13 protein-coding genes are annotated in these 16,931 nt (G+C 74.4%); 7 read left to right on the top strand and 6 right to left on the bottom strand.

Features of this window, described 5'->3' with window-relative positions; translation table 11 throughout:
- Window positions 1-44 precede the first annotated feature (44 nt).
- From ACIGA3_RS20620 to ACIGA3_RS20605, 4 genes are all read right to left on the bottom strand, one after another.
- Window positions 45-4,688, bottom strand: a complete 4,644-nt coding sequence (locus ACIGA3_RS20620; RefSeq protein ID WP_399717513.1) for a hypothetical protein — start codon at window positions 4,686-4,688, stop codon at window positions 45-47.
- Window positions 4,689-4,742: 54 nt separating this feature from the next.
- On the bottom strand, window positions 4,743-5,615 hold the full coding sequence (locus tag ACIGA3_RS20615; protein ID WP_399717510.1) for a hypothetical protein: 873 nt from the start codon (window positions 5,613-5,615) through the stop codon (window positions 4,743-4,745).
- Window positions 5,616-5,736: 121 nt separating this feature from the next.
- A complete protein-coding gene (locus tag ACIGA3_RS20610) occupies window positions 5,737-7,266 on the bottom strand; it encodes a hypothetical protein (protein WP_399717508.1) in 1,530 nt (509 codons plus the stop codon).
- Between the two features lie 108 nt (window positions 7,267-7,374).
- Window positions 7,375-8,067, bottom strand: coding sequence for a GntR family transcriptional regulator (locus ACIGA3_RS20605; RefSeq protein ID WP_399717506.1), 693 nt, complete (start codon window positions 8,065-8,067; stop codon window positions 7,375-7,377).
- Between the two features lie 167 nt (window positions 8,068-8,234).
- Between ACIGA3_RS20605 and ACIGA3_RS20600 the strand changes: the two genes are divergently transcribed.
- The 5 genes from ACIGA3_RS20600 to ACIGA3_RS20580 are packed head-to-tail and all read left to right on the top strand — an operon-like array spanning window position 8,235 to window position 12,658.
- Window positions 8,235-9,539 (top strand): MFS transporter, encoded by a 1,305-nt coding sequence (locus ACIGA3_RS20600; RefSeq protein WP_399717503.1) that lies wholly within the window; start codon window positions 8,235-8,237, stop codon window positions 9,537-9,539.
- Window positions 9,536-10,375, top strand: coding sequence for a putative hydro-lyase (locus ACIGA3_RS20595; RefSeq protein ID WP_399717500.1), 840 nt, complete (start codon window positions 9,536-9,538; stop codon window positions 10,373-10,375). The genes ACIGA3_RS20600 and ACIGA3_RS20595 overlap by 4 nt, the downstream gene beginning before the upstream one ends.
- A gap of 44 nt (window positions 10,376-10,419) precedes the next feature.
- Window positions 10,420-11,178, top strand: a complete 759-nt coding sequence (locus ACIGA3_RS20590; protein ID WP_399717628.1) for a LamB/YcsF family protein — start codon at window positions 10,420-10,422, stop codon at window positions 11,176-11,178.
- Window positions 11,175-11,792, top strand: a complete 618-nt coding sequence (gene pxpB, locus ACIGA3_RS20585; protein ID WP_399717497.1) for a 5-oxoprolinase subunit PxpB — start codon at window positions 11,175-11,177, stop codon at window positions 11,790-11,792. The genes ACIGA3_RS20590 and pxpB overlap by 4 nt, the downstream gene beginning before the upstream one ends.
- Window positions 11,789-12,658 carry a biotin-dependent carboxyltransferase family protein gene (locus ACIGA3_RS20580; RefSeq protein ID WP_399717494.1) on the top strand — a complete coding sequence of 290 codons (870 nt, stop codon included), beginning with the start codon at window positions 11,789-11,791 and terminating at the stop codon, window positions 12,656-12,658. The genes pxpB and ACIGA3_RS20580 overlap by 4 nt, the downstream gene beginning before the upstream one ends.
- A 41-nt stretch (window positions 12,659-12,699) precedes the next feature.
- Here ACIGA3_RS20580 and ACIGA3_RS20575 read toward each other — a convergent pair whose 3' ends face one another.
- Both ACIGA3_RS20575 and ACIGA3_RS20570 read right to left on the bottom strand, forming a co-directional pair.
- Window positions 12,700-14,118 carry a HEAT repeat domain-containing protein gene (locus ACIGA3_RS20575; RefSeq protein WP_399717491.1) on the bottom strand — a complete coding sequence of 473 codons (1,419 nt, stop codon included), beginning with the start codon at window positions 14,116-14,118 and terminating at the stop codon, window positions 12,700-12,702.
- 307 nt (window positions 14,119-14,425) lie between these two features.
- Window positions 14,426-14,818 (bottom strand): ankyrin repeat domain-containing protein, encoded by a 393-nt coding sequence (locus tag ACIGA3_RS20570; RefSeq protein ID WP_399717488.1) that lies wholly within the window; start codon window positions 14,816-14,818, stop codon window positions 14,426-14,428.
- A gap of 220 nt (window positions 14,819-15,038) precedes the next feature.
- Between ACIGA3_RS20570 and ACIGA3_RS20565 the strand changes: the two genes are divergently transcribed.
- Both ACIGA3_RS20565 and ACIGA3_RS20560 read left to right on the top strand, forming a co-directional pair.
- Complete coding sequence (locus ACIGA3_RS20565) at window positions 15,039-15,233, top strand: hypothetical protein (RefSeq protein WP_030810431.1); 195 nt, start codon at window positions 15,039-15,041, stop codon at window positions 15,231-15,233.
- Between the two features lie 87 nt (window positions 15,234-15,320).
- Complete coding sequence (locus tag ACIGA3_RS20560) at window positions 15,321-16,928, top strand: hypothetical protein (protein WP_399717485.1); 1,608 nt, start codon at window positions 15,321-15,323, stop codon at window positions 16,926-16,928.
- The last annotated feature ends 3 nt before the right edge of the window (window positions 16,929-16,931 follow it).

Here is a 16,931-nt window from a genome sequence, read left to right as displayed (position 1 = left end):
CGCGACCGGCCCCCGCCGGCCCGCAGTTCCTCACCGGCCTCCACCTAGGAAACGCCCGCCGACGGCCGCTTGTACATCCTGGTCGCGGTGATCTCGCTGCGTACCGCCTCCCCCGCCTGCGGCTGCTGCGGCAGGCCGGGCCGGAGGTGTTCCTCGACGCTGATGTACTTCAGCCCCGCCCGGAGGTCGGCGTCGTTGCGCAGCCGGATGACGAGCGGGAACTCGGCCAGCGCGGTGGTGTCGAACAGGCCGGTGGTGTAAAGCAGTTGGACGCCGAGCGCGTCGGACACGGCCCGCTGGAGCTCCAGCAGATACGTGGCGTTGGCGCGGCCGATGGGGTTGTCCAGGAACAGCGTGCCGGCGTGCCGGTGCTTGTCGCGGCCCCGGTCGTTGGAGCGCAGGGCGGCCATCGTGCAGTACAGCGCGATGGCGGCGGTGAGCAGCTGGCCGCCGGAGAACACGTCGCCCATCTGGCCGACGGGTACGCGCTCGGCGCGCAGCACGGCGTCCGGCTTGAGGATCTCCACCGCGATGCCCTTGGGCTGGAGCGCGGCCGCGACTCCGCGCAGCAGCAGGGACATGCCGTCCCGGCGCAGGTCGGAGTTCTTCTTGACGGCGGCACGGGTGGCCTCGTCGATGACCTCGCCGAGGCGCTCGGCCAGCGTGGCGTGGTCGGGCTCCTCGAAGCGGATGCGCAGGAACTCCTGGCCGGACCACTCGCCGAGCCCCTCGGGCAGCCGGGACAGCCGCTGGGCGGAGCGGAGCGTGGCGAGGGAGGACTCGACCAGGCCGCGGAGCCGGTCCACGATCGAGTCGCGGTTGCGTTCCAGCTGGGCCAGCTCGTCGGTGAGGACGCGCAGCCGGGGCGCGAAGGCGTCGGCCCACTTCTGGGCGTGCTCCGGGATCGCGGCGGCGGGCAGCTCGCGGATCTGCTGCCGGGCGGGGGTGCGGACCTGCTCGTAGCGGGTGGAGTTGGCGTGCCGGACCAGGATGTCGCCGGCCTCGCGGACGGCGGTGTCGGCGGTGGAGAGGTCGGCGGCGCAGCCGCGCAGCGAGCGGCGGGCCTCGGCTGCCGACTGCCGGGCCTCCTCCAGGGTGCCGGAATACGGCTCGGGGTCCTCCCGCTCGTCCTCGGGTGCCGGTTCACGCAGCTGGTCGCGGAGCATCGCCGCGATCTCGTCGAAGCCTCCGGCGCCGTCCTCGGCGGCCCGGTGGGCCTGCTGGAGCTCGGTGTGGGCGTCGCGGGCCTCGGTCAGCGCCTCGGTGCGGGTGGCGAGTTCGGCGGTGGCGGTGCGCAGCAGGGCCTGGGCGTGCTCGGCGTCGCGCGGGACCAGTTCCTCGGACAGCTCGGTGTGCGCCTCACCCTCCTCGGGGGCGTGCCGTTCGGCCTCGCCGCGCAGCCGGCCGAGCTGTTCGCTCGCGGTCGACATGCGGGTCTCCAGCAGCTGCACCAGTTCCTCGGCGCGGGCGGCGGCCGACTGCCGCGAGGGGCCGTCGGAGCCGTCGGTCGACTGGAGGAGCTGTTCGGCGCGGGTGCGGACCTTGTTGCTGAGCCGGTCCAGGTCGGCGCGGGCGGCGCTCTCGTCGCTCTCGGCGCGGGCCTGTTCGGCGCGCAGGTCGGCGCCGACGCCGACCTTCTCGTACAACTGGGAGGCGGCCCGGTACGCCTCGCGGAGCGCGGGCAGGGACGTCTTCGAGGCACCCTCCTCGGCCTCGGGCACGTCGTCGGGGGCGCCCGCGATCTCGGCGCGCTCGGCACGCAGGGCGCGGGCGGTGCGGCGGGCGTCGTCGGCGGCGCGCTGGGTGGCGCGGCGGTCCTCGTCGGCGGCGCGGGCGCGTTCCAGGCAGGACTGGGTACGGGCCTCGGACTCGGCGGCGTCGTCGGCGAGTTCGCGCAGCCTGACCTGCCAGGTGGCGCGTTCGCGCAGCCGGTGGGCGAGTCCGGCGAGGGCGTCCGCGACGCGGCTGGCGCGCTGGGCGGCCTCCTGCCGTTCGTCGCGCAGCCGGGTGGCCTCGGCGGCGGTCTCCTCGGCCTCCGCGCGGGCGGTGCGGGCCTCGGTGAGTTCGGCTTCGGTCTCGTCGGCGAAGGCGCGGGCCTCCTCGGCGCCGGCGGCGAGTTCGACGATCCGTCCGGCGGGGCAGCCGGTGCGCCAGGAGGCGAGGCGGGCGGCGAGTTCGCGGTCCTTGCCGAGGCGGGCGGCGAGCGTCCGGATCTCGTCGTCGCGTTCGGTGGCCCGCGCGCGCAGCGCCTGGCGTTCCTCGTCGGCGGCGTGTTCGTCGTGCATGGCCGGGTTCGGCGGCACGAGAAAGACGTCTGAGGGCTGCGCGTCCGCTGCGGGGGCCGGGGCGAGGAGGGCGGCGGCGGTGCCGACGGCGACGGCGGAGCGGGGCAGCAGGGCCGCCTCGCCCAGGACCTCGCGGGCGCGGGCGTGGGTGTCCGGGTCGGTGATGATCACACCGTCGACCAGTTCGGGACGGGTGGCGAGCACGCGCGCGTGGTCGGCGGGGTCGACGGCCTGGGCGAGGTAGCGCCAGCCGGGCAGGGCGGGGATGCCGTGCTCGCCCAGGAACTCCACGGTGGCCAGTACGTCGGGGCCGGGCGGGAGCAGGCCGCCGTCGCCGAGGGCGGAGAGGATGCGGGTGTCGTCGGCGGCGGCTGTGCGCAGGTCGAACAGGGTGCGTTCGGCGGCGGACACGGCGTCGTCGAGGAGGCCGCGCAGTTCGTCGGCGAAGCGGTCCAGTTCTTCGGCGGTGAGGGGGCCCTCGGTGGCGCTGTCGCGTACGGGCTCGGCGGAGCCGGAGCCGTCGCGCGGGGCGGGGATGGCCGAGCGGGCGGCGCCGGCGGCGGGCAGGCTGAGCAGTTCCGCGAGCCGCTCCTCGGCGGCGAGCGCCTCAGCGAGCCGCCGTTCGGCGTCGTGGGCGCGTTCGGCGGCGGTGGCGGCGTCGGCCGCGCGGGCGGCGGTGAGTTCGGCGCGGGACTCGGCGGCGGCCGTCTCACGGGCGTGCTCGACGGCCGCGCGGGCCGCCTCGCGGGCGGTGTCCCAGGCGGCGACGGTGGTCTTCGCGGCGTCGCTCGCGGCGAGCGCGGCCCGCGCGGGGTCGGCGTCGGGGGCGCTGTCGTCCAGCCAGCCCGCGCGGACGGCCTCGGCCGTCTCCTGCTCGACCTCGGTGAGGCGCTGGCGCAGGTGCCCGATCTCGCTGCGGGCGCGCTGAGCGTCGGTGGCGGCGGAGGTGGAGTCGCGGTAGGCGCTGTCGCTGACCTCCTGGAGGGCGGCGGAGCGCTCCTCCTCCTCGTTGGCGAGCGCCTCGGCGTTCCCGGCGGCGGCGTGCAGGGCGCGTACGAGGTCGACGGCGGCCCTGGCGCGGGCGGCGAGCGCGGGCGCGGCGTCCCGCTCGGCCTCCTGGATGGCGACGGAGACCCGGGCCACGCGGTCGGCGGCGGCGCGGTGGCGCAGTACGGCCTCGGCGGCCTGCCAGGCGGAGTACAGGGTGCGGGCGTCGGCCAGTTCGCGCTTCTGCGCGGCGGCGGCCTTCTCGGCGGCGGCCAGCGCCAGCGAGGCGTGCCGGTAGGCGAGTTCGGCCGCGACCAGCGCGCTGCGCTCGCGGGCGCCCTCGGAGTAGGTGACGGCGTAGGCGGCGGCCGTGACCCGCTGGGCGAGGTCGGAGGCGCGGACCCGCTCGCGCACGCCCCGCGCGGACAGCCGCCGGGCCAGGGTGCGAGTGCGGCGCTCGGCGCCGGTGTGCACGTCCCGCGCGCGGGTGCGGGCGTCGGCCGCCTCGACGATGCGGCCGAGCAGGTCGACCGAGCCGGCCGTGAAGTCCCGTTCCGCGATGAGTTCGGCGCGGCGGCCCAGCTTGTTGCCGAACCCGCTGACCAGGTCGGCGAGGCCGTCGGTGTCGCGGGTGTCGGTGACGGCGCGCAGCAGCAGGTCGGTGAAGTCGGAGTCCTTCTTGACCGCGAAGAGACCAGCCGCCTCGCCCTCGTCGGCGTTCATCTCGCGCTGGTAGCGGAAGAGTTCGGGGTCCAGGCCCAGATCGCCGAGGTGCTCGGTCCAGCGCTCGTGGGTCTCCTCCCAGTGCGCCTCCAGGTGCGGGTAGTTCTTGCCCGCCTCGGTGAGGGCGTCACGGAAGCCCTTCATGGTGCGGCGGCGCCCCTGCGCGCCGGAGGCGCCCTCCACCGGGGGCCGGACGGCGGTGGCCTCGGCGACGGGCAGGTTGTCCAGGCTCAGACCGGGGCCGGGCCGGAAGGAGTACCAGGCTTCGGCGAACTTGCGCGGGTCGTTGGAGACCTGACGGCCGCGCCATTCGCTGACCTTGCCGACGACCACGCACTCGCCGGTCTGCACATGCTGCCACTCCAGCGCGACGTGCCCGCAGTCGTCGGCGAGCAGGAACTTGCGCAGCACGCCGGAGCTGGCGCCGCCCAGGGTGTTGCGGTGGCCGGGCAGCATCACCGAGAAGATCAGCTTGAGCAGGACGGACTTGCCGCCGCCGTTCTCCAGGAACAGCACACCGGCGGGCGCGGGGCGGCGCGGCGGGCCGACCGGCTCCTCCTCGAAGAACTCCGCCTGTGTGGGGGCCGGGTCGGGCACGGGCGCGCCCACGCCGCGCATGTCGAGCACGGTGTCGGCGTAGCGCGCGCCGGCGGGCCCGATGGAGTAGAGGCGGACGCGGGACAGCTCGTACATGGCGGACTCTCGTCGTAAGTCTTCGAAAAGGTGCGGTCGTCGGGGAAGGGCGGGTCAGGAGTGGAAGGGCAGTCCGGCGTCGGCCACCAGGTCCAGGTCGTCGGTGTCCTCGGCGGGCAGCAGGCTGGCGGTGCCGCCGGTCTCGGTCACGACGCCCAGCTCCAGCAGTTCGCCGAGCGCGGCGCCGCCCGCCATGTCCCGCACCTGGAGCTGGTAGCGGGCGGTGGTGCGGTAGGTGCCGCCGTGGTCGTCGCCGGTGCGCTGGAGGAAGCCGGAGTCGGTGAGGAATCCGAGCGCCTTGGCGACGATGCCGGTGGTGGAGGCGGCCGGGCGGCGGGCGTCCTTGGTGGCACCGGTGGCGCTGCGCCGGGCCCAGATACGCCAGGCGGCCTCCAGCCCGGGGGCGTCGGTGACCGGGTCGGTGTTCTCCCCGGACTGCTCGGCCCGCTCCTCCAGCCTGCGGCACGCCTGCCGTACGAAGGCGTCGACGCCGTTGACCGTGACGCGGCCGATGTAGGAGTCGTCGGCCAGGTCCTCGGGGCGCGGGAAGGCCAGCGCGGCGACGGCCAGGTGGGCGAGGCCGTGCAGGAACCGGTCGGCGGAGTCGGCGGTGGTACGGCGGGCGTAGTCGCCCATCCGCACGGCGAACACCGAGTCCTCGGCGGCCGTCACGGCCATCCCCGCGCGCGGCGACACCTCCAGCACGACGAGCCCGAGCCCGGTCGCCACGGCATCGGCGAGCCGAGCGAACGAACCGTCCTCCCGGTACCGCCGCAGCAGCTCGGTGTACTCCTGGTCGCGGGCGGGCTGCAGCTTGGGCTGCAGCCCGAAGGCGACGAGCCGGGCCGCGTCGGCGGCGTCGGCAGGGGTGACGGCCGGCGGCGGCGCCGGCGCTTCGACGTCACTCCACTCGACGTGCTCGGTCACGACGCAAACTCCTTGAACTCGAAACAGGGGGTAACTGGAGCCCACCCAGGGGCGCGGGGCTGTGTTCGATCATGCGGCTCCGCCGCGCGGGCGCGACCAGCCACGACGGCGGGAAAGCCACTCATCCCGCCACCGCCCGATCGCTGGCCATCCCCACCGCATCCAACAAGGCAGTCCCCACGATCAGATCCGCCCCACCAAAATCCGGATCGTCCAGCTCCGCACCGTCATCGACAGCGAACAACAACTTCGCCTCCCCCTGCCGATAAGCGGTCCCCACAGCAGGACTGGCCGCGTGAATAGCCATCAGCGCGACGAGATACGCCAGCTCGAACCCCTCAGCACCCCGAGCCTCCGCAAGCAGCCCGGACAGTCTCCGAGGAGCGTCGGCCGGCAAATCCAGCAAAGCCCGGGCGGCAGCGACCTGCTCCTCGGAGAACCGACTGTCATCCGGCGTGGCGATGAGATCCGGCTCGGGCATCTCCGCCCCGAGATGCTCCCGCTCGACCGGCGGAGTCAGCAGAATGTCGACAAGGTCCCCCACCCGCACCGACACCGGCGTACGCAACCCCACCCCACTGGCGAAGAACGCGTCGGTCACCCGGATCGCCTGCTGGAGCGGCAACGGCAGCACAGGTGCGACCAGATGGCCATACAGGTCGAGACCGGAGGCACCCGTAGGCGTGGCGAACGCCTGCCGGTCCTGCTCCGCCCGGAACAGCGGCCCCGCTTCAAGCAGCCGGGACTGGAGCTGGGTGTGGCGCCGGATGCAGTCCTTGACGATGTCGACCAGCTCGGCGGCGCGCCGCTTGTGCTCGGGCTCCTCGGTCTCGTCGCGGGCCTTGCGGATGTTGGTGAGGATCGCGTTCTCGTGGCGGTAACGGTCGGCCACGTGGTCCAGCGCCTCGGCGATCATGTCGGGCACGGAGTTGAGCCAGTCGACCGCGCGGACGTTGCGCCGGGTGGCGTCCAGGGCGCGGCGCAGGGTCTCGGAGTACTGCACGGTGCGGTAGCGGGCCTGCTCGGCGGCGAGCTGGGCGTCGGCCAGCCGGCCCCGGTTGATCAGCACCTCCAGCTTGACCTCGGCGGCGATCTGGGCGCTGGTGACGTCGGTGTCGAGGGCGCCGACGAGGACGTTGACGGCTTCGTCGGTGGTGCGCAGGTAGACCGTGCCGCCGGGGCCGGGGACCTCTTCGATGAGCTTGAAGTCGTAGTCGCGGCGGACATAGGTGCCGTCGGAGGCGAAGGTGCCGTACACCGCGCGGAAGCCCCGGTCGGCGCTGCCGACGTTGATCAGGTTCTCCATCACCCAGCGGGCCACGCGCTCGTGCTCGGCGGTGGTGCGGTGGGGGGCCTGGGCGGCGATGCGGGGGACGAGCCGGGCGACGATCTGCTCGTGGTCGGCGCCCGTGTCGAAGTCCATGTTGAGCGTGACGAGGTCGATGGCGGCGAGCGCCACCTCGGCCATGCCGTACGTCGAGTACTCACCGGCCAGGTTGGCCTTGCGGGCGTCCAGGTCGTGCAGCGGCGCCGTGCAGGCGAGCGCGCGCAGCCGCCGCGCCAGGCCCTCGTCGGCGGCCGGGCCCGGCGCGGGGCGCGGCGCCGCGCTGAGCTGGGGCGGAACGCGGTCCGTCGGTGCAGGCGAAGTCACGGTGCACAGATTAGGTCCTCGGTCCGACAACAACCCAAACGGTGCGGAAGCGACGGCCGTCACAGCGGCGCCAGACCCCCCGTACCGGCGGCCGGGACGTCCGTCGTGTCACTCCTCGTCGACCCGGCGCCGGTAGACCTCCAGCACCCGTTCGAGGGAGTCGGCGAGGTAGGTCGCCAGCAGTTCTTCCGCCGCGTCCCGGTCTCCGGCGCGCAGGGCGTCGAGGATCTGGCGGTTGCGGGCGAGGTAGGGCTCGTGGAGGCGGCGCGGGTGGTCCACGTGGTGGAAGGCGAGCCGGAGTTCGGCGAACACGCTGCGCATCAGCTCGTCGGTGCGTTCGCTGCGGGCCAGCGCGACCAGTTCCCGGTGGAAGTGGAAGTTGGCCGTCCCCAGCGATTTCCAGTCATTCTCCCGCGCGGCCGACTCTCCTTCGGTGACCGCGTCGGCGAGTCCGTCGAGGACGTACGGAGGCTCGCCGAGGCCGCGTACGACGGCGCACTCGACCAGGGTGCGGGTGCGGTAGATGTCCTCCACGTCCGCGACGCTCAGCACCCGGACGAAGACGCCCCGGTTGAGTTCGTGGACGAGCAGCCGTTCATGGGTGAGCAGCCGGAACGCCTCCCGCAGGGTGTTGCGGGACACCCCGAGGGCGCCGCCGATGCTGTCCTCCGACAGCCGGGTACCTGGCGGGAAATAGCCCTCCGCGATGCGGCTCCGGAGGATGTCGGAGACGCGTTCGGCGGTGCTGGTACGGCCCAGGAGGGCGCGATCGTCGGCGAGTTGGGTCAACTGCTCTGCCATGCCCGGAATTCAACCGCACAGCCGGGGCCGGAACAACGTACCCATTGAAGGATCGTTGAACGATCCTCTACGGTGCTCCGCACGGCCCTTCCCCACGAGGCCCGCACCGCACGACCCGCACTGCTCACCGACCCGCACCCCCCTCACGCTTCTGCGAGGTGCCGCCCATGAGCACGACTCCCCCACCCGAGCTGACCGCCGTCCCGGATCGATCCGTGCACGAAGAAGGGCCGTTGGGCTGGTTCCGCGCCCTCGGCCCACGCGGCCGCCGCGCCTTCGCCGGGGCCTTCGGCGGCTACGCCCTCGATTCCTACGACTACTTCACGCTGCCGCTGACCATGGTCGCGCTGGCCGCGTACTTCCACCTGGACAGCGGCCAGACCGGTCTGTTCACCACGGTCACGCTGGTGGTGTCCGCCGTGGGCGGCGCGCTGGCGGGTGTGGTCGCGGACCGGATCGGCCGGGTCCGGGCCCTGATGATCACCGTCGTCACCTACGCGGTGTTCACGGTCGCCTGCGGCTTCGCCCCCAACTACGAGACGCTGCTCCTCTTCCGGGCCCTCCAGGGGCTCGGTTTCGGCGGCGAGTGGGCGGTCGGCGCGATCCTGGTCGCCGAGTACGCGAGCGCGCGGCACCGGGGGCGCACCCTCGGCGTCGTGCAGAGTTCCTGGGCGGTCGGCTGGGGTCTGGCGGCGATCGTCTACACGCTGGTGTTCTCCTTCGTCGGCGAGGACCTCGCCTGGCGGGTGATGTTCTGGACCGGGGCGCTGCCCGCGCTGCTGGTGGTGTGGCTGCGGCGCCAGGTGCACGACGCGCCCGAGGCCGCGGCGGCCCGTGAACGCAGCCCGGAACGCGGTTCGTTCGCGGCGATCTTCCGGCCGGGCACGGCCGGGGAGCCGGGCCTGCTGCGCATCACGCTCTTCGCGAGTCTGCTGTCCACCGGGGTGCAGGGCGGCTACTACACGCTGGCGACCTGGGTGCCGACGTATCTGAAGACCGAGCGCGGGCTGTCGGTCGTCGGCACCGGCGGCTATCTGGCGCTGCTGATCTCCGGAGCCTTCCTCGGCTATCTGACGGGCGGCCACCTCACCGACCGGCTGGGCCGGCGCCGCACCATCTGGCTGTTCGCGCTGCTGTCGGCGGTCTGTGTGCTGGCGTACGCGAACATCCCGTCCGGCGCGGACACCCTGCTGCTGGTGCTGGGCTTCCCGCTCGGCTTCTGCATGTCGGCCATCTTCAGCGGCTTCGGCTCCTACTTGAGCGAGCTGTACCCGACCCCGGTGCGCGGTACGGGGCAGGGCTTCACCTACAACACCGGGCGCGCGGTGGGCGCGGTCTTCCCGACGCTGGTGGGCTTCCTGGCCGACAGCTGGGGCCTGGGCGGCGCGCTGGCGTTCGGCGCGGCCGGCTACGGGCTGGCGGCGCTGGCGCTGTTCGGGCTGCCGGAGACGCGCGGGCGGGAACTGGCGTGACGCGCCCCGACCTGACCGGCGACCGGCCGGTGACCCTGGCCGACGCCGGCGCGCGGGAGTGGAGCCCGCGGACCGCGCGGGCCCGCTTCCGGGCGGGTCTGGCGGGGCCCACGGCGGGCGTCGCCGCGGGCCACACGCAGGCCAACCTGATCGCGGTGCCCGCCGACTGGGCCTACGACATGCTGCTGTTCTGCCAGCGCAACCCGCGGCCGTGCCCGGTGCTGGACGTGACGGACGCGGGCGCGGTCACCACCGTCCTCGCGCCGGGCGCGGATCTGCGCACCGATCTGCCGCGTTACCGGGTGTGGCGGGACGGCGAGCTGGTGGCCGAGCCCGCCGACGCGCGGGAGCACTGGCGGGACGACCTGGTGGCGTTCCTGCTGGGGTGCAGCTTCACCTTCGAGTGGGCGCTCGCCGGGGCGGGTGTGCCGATCCGCCATGTCGAACAGGGCCGCAATGTGCCGATGTACGTGACCGACCGGCAGTGCCGTCCGGCGGGGCGGCTGCGCGGGCCGATGGTGGTGTCGATGCGCCCTGTGCCGCCGGAGCATCTGCGGGCGGCGATCCGGGAGAGCGGGCTGCTGCCCGCCGTGCACGGCGGCCCGGTGCACTGCGGCGACCCGGCCGCCCTCGGCATAGCCGATCTGGCCCGGCCCGACTTCGGCGATCCGGTGGACATGGCGCCGGACGACATCCCGGTGTTCTGGGCGTGCGGGGTGACCCCGCAGGCCGCGGTGATGGCGTCCCGGCCGCCGTTCGCCCTCACCCACGCGCCGGGGCAGATGTTCCTGACCGACGCGCGCGACGAGCAGTACCGCGTGGTCGGCGTCGACTGATCCCGCGTGTCCGAGCAATGGAGGTGCCGTACCCGATGACCGTGATCGAACCGGTCGATCTCAACGCCGACCTCGGCGAGGGCTTCGGCCGCTGGCGGCTGACCGACGACGAGGGGCTGCTGTCGGTCGTCACCAGCGCCAATGTGGCCTGCGGCTTCCACGCCGGGGACGCGGCCACCATGCGCCGGGTGTGCGAGCTGGCCGCCGCGCGCGGGGTGACGATCGGCGCCCAGGTGTCCTACCGGGACCTCGCCGGTTTCGGGCGGCGCGCGATGGAGGTGCCGTCCGCCGAGCTGTCCGCCGAAGTCGCTTATCAGATAGGCGCGTTGGAGGTGTTCGCGCGGGCGGCGGGCGCCTGTGTGGCGTACGTCAAGCCGCACGGCGCGCTCTACAACCGGGTCGTGCGCGACGAGGAGCAGGCCCGCGCGGTGGTCGAGGGGGTGCTCCTCGCGGACGCCCGGCTGCCGGTGCTGGGGCTGCCCGGCTCGCGCCTGCTGGAGGTGGCCGCGAAGGCGGGCCTCGGCGCGGTACCGGAGGCGTTCGCGGACCGCGCCTACACCGACGAGGGCACGCTCGTGCCGCGCGACCGGGAGGGTGCCGTGGTCAGCGACCCGGAGGCGGTGGTGGCGCGCTCACTGGACCTCGCCCGCTCCGGTGAGGTGGACGCGCTCTCGGGGGCCCGCATCCGGGTACGGGCCCGTTCCCTGTGCCTGCACGGCGACACCCCCGGCGCGGTCGAGCTGGCCCGGCGGGTACGGACCCGGCTGGCCTCGGCGGGCGTGCCGGTGGAGGCGTTCGCGTGAGGGCGCTGCCGGTGGGCGAGCACGCGCTGCTGGTGGAGGTCGGCTCCGCCGAGCAGGCGCGGGCGCTGCACACCGAGCTGCTGCGGCGGCGCGCCGCGGGCTCGCTGTCCGCCCGCGAGATCGTCCCGGCGGCCCGTACGGTCCTGCTGGACGGCGTGGACGACCCGGTACGCCGGGCCGCCGAACTCACCGCCGCCGAGGTGCCGCCCGCTCCCCCGGCCGCCTCCGCCCCGGTCGAACTCCCGGTGCGCTACGACGGACCGGACCTCGCGGAGGTCGCCGCCCGCTGGGGCGTGTCCGCGCGCGAGGTGGCCGAGATCCACGCGGACACGGAGTTCACGGTGGCCTTCTGCGGCTTCGCCCCCGGCTTCGGCTACCTCACCGGCCTGCCCGAGCACCGGTACGTACCGCGCCGGGCCACCCCGCGTACGGCGGTGCCGGCCGGGTCGGTCGCGCTGGCCGGACCGTACACCGGCGTGTATCCGCGCTCGTCGCCGGGCGGCTGGCAGCTGATCGGCCGCACGGAGGCCGTGCTGTGGGACACCGCGCGCGAACCGGCCGCCCTGCTGGCACCGGGCACGCGCGTGCGCTTCGTCCCGGTGGAGGTCGCGTGACGGACCGTGCGCTGGTGGTGGTGCGGGCGGGTGCGCTGACGACCGTGCAGGACCGGGGGCGGCCCGGCCATGCCCACCTGGGCGTCCCCCGCTCCGGCGCGCTCGATCCGCCCGCCGCGGCGCTCGTCAACCGGCTGTCCGGCAACTCCCCGGACGCGGCGGTACTGGAGACGACGCTCGACGGCTGTGCCGTACGGGCCCGTTCGGCGGTCACCGTCGCGGTGGGCGGCGCGCCCTGCCCGGTGACGGTGGGGGGGCGCCCGGCCCCTTGGGGCGCGCCGGTCCGGGTGCCGGCGGGCGAGGTGCTGGAGGTGGGGGCGGCCGTGGCGGGGGTGCGGACCTATGTCGCGGTGTCGGGCGGTGTCGCGGTGGAACCGGTGCTCGGCAGCCGCGCCACGGACCTCCTGTCGGGCCTGGGCCCACCGCCCCTCACGGACGGCGTGGTGCTCCCGCTCGGTCCCCCGACCGCCCCTCCGGCCCGCCTGGACACCGCCCCACAGCCCGCGCCGCCGACCGAGCTGGTCCTGCGGATCACTCTGGGCCCCCGCGAGGACTGGTTCACCCCGCGGGCCCTGAGAAACCTGACCACCCGCACCTACCGGGTCTCCCCGGCGAGCAACCGCATCGGCCTGCGCACGGAGGGACCCACCCTGGAGCGCGCCCGCGCGGGCGAACTCCCCAGCGAGGGCATGGTGTCGGGGGCGATCCAGGTTCCCCCGGACGGCCATCCCCTGATCTTCCTGGCCGACCACCCGACGACGGGCGGCTACCCGGTCCCGGCGGTGGTCCACCCGGCGGACCTGGCGGGCGCGGCCCAGGCGAGGCCGGGCACCCCGCTGCGCTTCGTGCCCGTACGCCGCCGCTGACCGGGCGGGGGCCCGCCGGTGTTCCGGCGAGCCCCCCGCCCTCACAGGGTCTGCGGGTCCTGTTCGAAGCGGCTGCGGACCGCTGTCTGGACCTCGTCCTCCTCGGCGGGGTCGGCGGCCAGGCGGCGGAGGCGTTCGACGACGCGGGCGTCGCCGGTCTCGGCGTGGCGGGCGGCCAGTTCGCGGGTGGTCTCCTCGCAGTCCCAGAGGCACTCGACGGCGAACCCGGCGGCGAAGGACGGGTCGGTGGCGGCGAGGGCGCGGGCGGCGCGGCCCCGCAGATGGGAGGAGGCCGTCTCCCGGTAGACATGGCGCAGCACGGGCGCCGCGCAGGCGATGCCGAGACGCCCGGCGCCGTCGACGAGGGTCCACAGAGTCTGCGCGTCGGGGCCTTCGCCCCGTACGGCCTCGCGCAGGGCGCCGAGGACGAGGTCGCTGTCCTGGGCGCCGCCCCGGCAGGCCAGGACGCGTCCGGCGGCGGCGCCGAGCGCGTCGGGCCGCTGGGCCCAGCGGCGGGCGCGGTCGACGGCGGCCGGGGTCCGCATCCGCTCGAAGGCGTCGAGGGCGGCGTCCACGACGACCCTGGGCCCGTCCGCGACGGCGGCCTCGACCAGGTCGAGCGTCTCGGGCGCCTCGCTGTCGGCGAGGTAGCGCAGGGCGGTGCAGCGGGCGCCGTCGATGCCGGAGCGGGCGGCGGCGAGGATCTCCGGCCGGTCCTCGGGCGCCGCGACGGCGACCAGACAGCGGGCGGCGGGGACATGGAGGGCGGCGCCGCGCTCGATGCCCTGCTGGGCCCACGCGAAGACGGCGTCCACGCTCCAGCCGGGGCGGGGCCCTGTGGGCCGCATCTGCTGCTGCCAGCGGTCGAAGCTGCCGGCCTCGCGGGCGGCCCGCACGCGGGTGGAGACGGATTCGCGCGGGTCGTCGGCCCACAGGCGCCAGGGCCTCGGTTCGAAGGCATCGCGGACGACGGCGGCGAGCTCGGCCTCGCCGGCCGGGTCGGTGCCGAAGCGGGCCAGTACGGGGGCGGCGAGGGCGCGCAGGCCCGCGTCGTCGTCGCGCAGGGCCAGCTCGTCCAGCGCCCAGGCCCAGTTGGCGCCCTGGGCGGCGTACCGGCGCAGCAGGGCGAGCGCGTCGAGCCTGCCGTAGGAGGCGAGGTGGCCGAGGACGGCGAGGGCGAGTCCGGTGCGGGACTCGTCGGTGTGCAGGGCGTCCTCGGAGTCGAGGAGGTGGGCCTCGATGGCGTCCAGCTCGCCGTGCAGGTCGAGATAGAGGCGTGCGTAGTACAGGGAGCGGTTCTCCACCTGCCAGTCGTGGCGGGGATCGTGGAGCACGCAGTGGTCGAGGGCCTGGAGCGCTTCCGCGCGGGGGGCGGTGAGCGCGTGCAGGGTGCCGTCGCCCCGGCCCCGCTGGAGCAGGCCGAGCAGGGTACCGCTGGGCGCTATGACCGGATCGAACATGGGAAACAGCCTCACATCAAGCGTCGACGCAACCGGGGATCACTCATCACCTGGCCGCGTGACACAACGTCGGAGCGCCCGCCGTCTTCTGCTTGCTGCTACCCATTTCTCTCTGCCTCTCGTCGGGGCCCCTTGCGGGCCGCTTCACGGCCCGCGTGGTGCGGCAACACCTGCCCAGCCATCGCGTCCGTGAATCACGTCGTCATGATGACCCGCGGTTTGTGCCGCCGCGACCGTATTTCCCGGCGGTCCCCCTCCGCCTCCCCCCGTTGATCTCCGCCCCCCGAAGGGGCCGGTTGCCGAAGTATCAGCGCGCGCCGAACAGTTCCAGCAGTTCCGTCTTGCCGAACATGCGGGCGGTGTCGACGGCCGAGGGGGTTCCCGCGGCCGGATCGGCGCCATGATCGAGCAGGGCCCGGATGACCGCCGTCTCGCCCTTGAAGACGGCTCCGGCGAGCGGGGTCTGCCCCCGGTCGTTGATCCGGTCGGCGTCGGCGCCGCGCTGGAGCAGCGCCCGGACCGCGTCGGCGTGCCCGTGGTACGCGGCGAGCATCACGAGGCAGTCACCGCGGTCGTTGGTGAGGCCGACCGGGACGCCCGCGTCGACGTACGCCACCAGCTCCTCGGTCCGCCCCTGCCGGGCCAGATCGAAGATCTTGGTCGCCAGCTCCACGACCTCCGGGTCGGGGGCTTCGCTCATCGGCCGGACCGCCTCTCATGACTTCCGTTCGGGTGAATCGCCAGCGTACTGGCTCGCGCACCGGCGCGGGCGCGCTGCCCGGCCGGGTGATCGACAGCTCCACCACCCGTGGGAAAAACACCGAATTTCACCCACTTGCACCTTTTATCGTATGGATACATTCTGTGATCCTGGAAGTACTCATGGTGACTGTCCCCCCTTCGACACCAGGAGGTCCCAAATGATCCTCTCCATGTCCGGCGTGGTCCTGCTCGGCATCATCGTCTTCCTGTTCTTCCGCAAGGACGGACTCAAGGGTTCGCACGCCGTCGTCTCGGCCCTGTTCGGCTTCTATCTGGCGAGCACGGCCATCGCCCCCAGCATCAAAGCGGGCGGCGAGAGCCTGGCGAGCCTCCTCGGCGGCATCAAGTTCTGACCCGCCCCTCCCCCGAGGCCACGCGGACCGGCGGGTCCCGTCCGAGGGGGAGTCCCCCACGCCCGTACGCACCAACAGGAGACAGCAGTGGCCCGGCGCCCACTCCCCCGCATTCTGAGCAAGGACAGTGCGCAGATCGCCCGCACACAGCTCGCCCGGAGCCGGGAGCTGGCCCGGACGGCGGCAGACAGCGCCACGGACGTCCTCCACCCCCTGATCACGATCTCGCGCGGCCTGCGCCGGCTGGCCCTGGCCGGACGCGCCAAGTGGGCGGCCACCCCCAAGGACAAGCGGGGCCCGCTGCTGTTCCTGGCGGCCGCCGTGATCATGGCCGTGGCGCTGATGCCGTACGGCCCGCTGCTGGCCGCCGTGAGCCTGATGGTGGCGGCGGCCTGGTACGGACGCGACCACGTCCCGGCCGCCCCCGAGGGCCCCGACGACGCGCAGCTGGAACGGCTCCAGTCGCTGTACGAGGCCCTGGTGCCGTGCTTCTCCATCGCCGACGACCCGGCGCCGCTGTACGCGCACGGCGGCGAGTGGGAGGCGGTCTTCACGGAGCACGAGTTCGACGACGGCGGGCGGCTCGAGCGCATCGTCATCCGCTACCCGGCGTACTTCCCGGACGGCGACCCGGGGACCCGCGCGCGGGTCGAGCGGCTGCTGACCGCGAAGGCGGGGCGGGGCCGGGAGTACCGCTTCGCGTGGGAGGAGGAGGGCAACCGGCTCACGCTGAGCGTCCTCGCCGCCCTGCCCACCGGCATCACCGCCCAGCGCTTCGTCACCGCGCCGGGTGAGACGGTGCTCGGCTTCACCGACCCCGACGAAGTGCAGCGCACGCTCCCGCTCTCCTACGGCGAGGAGGAGCGCGACGTACCTCCGGTGGTCTGGCGCACCGGCAGCCGGTCGCCGGAGCCGCATCTGCTGATCATGGGCCAGCCCGGCAGCGGTACGTCCACGCTGGTGCGCTCCATCGCCCTCCAGGCGCTGCGGCACGGCGACGTCATGATCGTCGACGGCGGCGGCGCCGGTGAGTACTCGTGCCTGATCGGCCGGGAGGGCGTGCTGGCCGTGGAATGCGCCCCGGCGGGGGCGGTGGCCGGTCTCGAGTGGGCCGCGCAGGAGACCGAGCGGCGGCTCATCGCGGTCAACCAGGCCCGGCAGGCGGGCAGTCCGCCGCCGGAGGACACCACGCGTCCCCTGTGGGTCCTCCTGGACCGCCCGACCGTCTTCACCCACCTCGCGGAGGCGGAGCACCGCACCGACCCGCAGGCCCTGCTGCAGGTCCCGCTGCGGCACGGGCGCGCGGCGGGGGTGACGGTGGTGGTGGCCGAGCAGTTCGACAGCGCGGACAACCTGAGCGAGGCGATCGGCCAGCACACCCGAGCGCGGGTGGTCCTCGGCCCGTCGTCCCCCCAGCAGGTCGCCGCGTTCCTGGGCGCCCCTCCGCACACCACACCGCCGGACCAGATCCCCCCCGGCCGCGGCTACGCCCGCCTGGGCTCCGGCCCGGTCCACCGCCTCCAGGTCCCGGCCACCCCGGACCCCTACGACGAGGCGACCCCCGAACCGGCCCGCCAGGCGGTCCTGTCGTTGCTCCCCCCCCGCACGACGCCCGCCGAGACGGACACACCGCGCTCCCCCGAGGTCGTCTCCCCTGCCGAACCGGCGGAAGCCATCCCGGCGGACCGGGCCTGATCC

The sequence above is a fragment of the Streptomyces sp. NPDC085596 genome, from assembly GCF_044541565.1.
Classification (GTDB): Bacteria; Actinomycetota; Actinomycetes; order Streptomycetales; family Streptomycetaceae; genus Streptomyces.
The sequence above is the reverse complement of the archived record's forward strand: the minus strand, read 5'-3'. Positions and strand labels throughout refer to the sequence as shown.

Coding starts and splice junctions, on each gene's coding strand:
- ACIGA3_RS20620 (WP_399717513.1), bottom strand. CDS start 4,688: ATGTACGAGCTGTCCCGCGTCCGCCTCTACTCCATCGGGCCCGCCGGC.
- ACIGA3_RS20605 (WP_399717506.1), bottom strand. CDS start 8,067: ATGGCAGAGCAGTTGACCCAACTCGCCGACGATCGCGCCCTCCTGGGC.
- ACIGA3_RS20600 (WP_399717503.1), top strand. CDS start 8,235: ATGAGCACGACTCCCCCACCCGAGCTGACCGCCGTCCCGGATCGATCC.
- ACIGA3_RS20575 (WP_399717491.1), bottom strand. CDS start 14,118: ATGTTCGATCCGGTCATAGCGCCCAGCGGTACCCTGCTCGGCCTGCTC.
- ACIGA3_RS20570 (WP_399717488.1), bottom strand. CDS start 14,818: ATGAGCGAAGCCCCCGACCCGGAGGTCGTGGAGCTGGCGACCAAGATC.
- ACIGA3_RS20565 (WP_030810431.1), top strand. CDS start 15,039: ATGATCCTCTCCATGTCCGGCGTGGTCCTGCTCGGCATCATCGTCTTC.